2 protein-coding genes and 1 pseudogene are annotated in these 1,387 nt (G+C 29.1%); 2 read left to right on the plus strand and 1 reads right to left on the minus strand.

All coding sequences use genetic code 11. The features are described from left to right. Positions 1 to 131: 131 nt before the first annotated feature. Together LQ611_RS13880 and LQ611_RS13885 are read left to right on the plus strand one after the other, a co-directional pair. Positions 132 to 470, plus strand: coding sequence for a replication protein A (locus tag LQ611_RS13880; protein ID WP_275066793.1), 339 nt, complete (start codon positions 132 to 134; stop codon positions 468 to 470). A 16-nt stretch (positions 471 to 486) separates the two neighbouring features. Continuing rightward, positions 487 to 780: pseudogene (locus LQ611_RS13885) on the plus strand (protein rep); the annotation flags it as partial. Between the two features lie 519 nt (positions 781 to 1,299). On the opposite strand, the gene LQ611_RS13890 reads toward LQ611_RS13885, so the two are convergent. Continuing rightward, a partial coding sequence (locus LQ611_RS13890; protein ID WP_239709669.1) for a cold shock domain-containing protein occupies positions 1,300 to 1,387 on the minus strand: 88 nt, incomplete at its 5' end.

Here is a 1,387-nt window from a genome sequence, read left to right on the forward strand (position 1 = left end):
GCCACGAAATTAGCATCATGCTAGCAAGTTAAGCGAACACTGACATGATAAATTAGTGGTTAGCTATATTTTTTTACTTTGCAACAGAACCTCAATTTGTAACTGAATCTGATGATAAAGATTATAAAGAAATATTACTACAAGAATTTCCTGAACAATTAACTAATTATTTAATGAATTATCATTATAAAGATTTAGAAGTTATAAAAACTGTTATTCTTAAAGCAAAAAAATCATTTAATTCAAGACATGAAGATATGCATTACATGTTAGAGGACATTGAAGATGAAATATTAATATCTTTAAAAAGAGTAAAAAAAGCGATACATGATAGAGGTGTTAAAGGCCAAAAGGAAACGATCATTTCGATGCAAGGGTACTTAATGAGTACGATTTTAAGTGAACTTGAAGAACTTTATTCAGCCGATATGAGAAGACAAAATATGACGAAATATAATATTTTTAATTAATAAATTAAATAAGCTTGCAGCAATCAAAGAAACGTCAAAATATAGTGTTAAATCATCAGACTTTCTAACAAGTAATCAAGAAAAAAATCAAGAAATGGTCAAAGACTTAGAACAAGGTTTATACAGAAAACGTATGTTAAGCTACGGTGGTTTACTCAAACAAAAACACAAAATTTTAAATTTAGATGACTCAGAAGACGGTAACTTAATTAATACATCAGACGAAAAGACAACAGAAGAAGAACAAAAAGCACACTCAATCATGGCAATATGGAATTATCAAAAACAAAACTACTACATCAAAAAATAATAAAAAACTGACCTCAATCAGAAACTATGTATTGTGATTGAGGTCAGTTTTTTTATTATTAAATATTATTGGTTTAATAGTGTTTTGCTTTTGATAATTCTTTACATATCGTCAAGTCGATGTCATGTCGATGTTAAGTAAAAAAGCTTTTTTAGCCCCTGCAGGAACTATGCGATTAAATGGCGCGTTTACCCACTTTTCATGCCAATTTTTAAATTTGCATGTAGATGGGCAGTGTCTAAAAAATAGCCACTGGTTTTGCTTAAATTTTGTTTGTGAAATGAGAATATATTTATTTGGCTTATATTTGCGTTTTAAGAGCCAATATAAGTTTTTAGGTATAAAACTATATAAATTACCCTTAAATCTTTAAAATACCCCTTTAAAATGCAAAATAAGTATATTTGATTATCACATGTGTTTTTGAATTTAGCACGATACCATTTTGGTATGTAAGTGTGCCTTTGGATAAATAAAAAAGTCCTGGTCTATTATAGACCAGGACTTTTTTATTTATCGTTAGACCGCAACAACATTAGTTGCTTGTTCGCCACGTTGACCATCAACTATGTCGAAATCTACGCTTTGTCCATCTTCTAAAGATTTA

This window comes from Mammaliicoccus sp. L-M44 (assembly GCF_022386355.1).
Classification (GTDB): domain Bacteria; phylum Bacillota; class Bacilli; order Staphylococcales; family Staphylococcaceae; genus Mammaliicoccus; species Mammaliicoccus sciuri_A.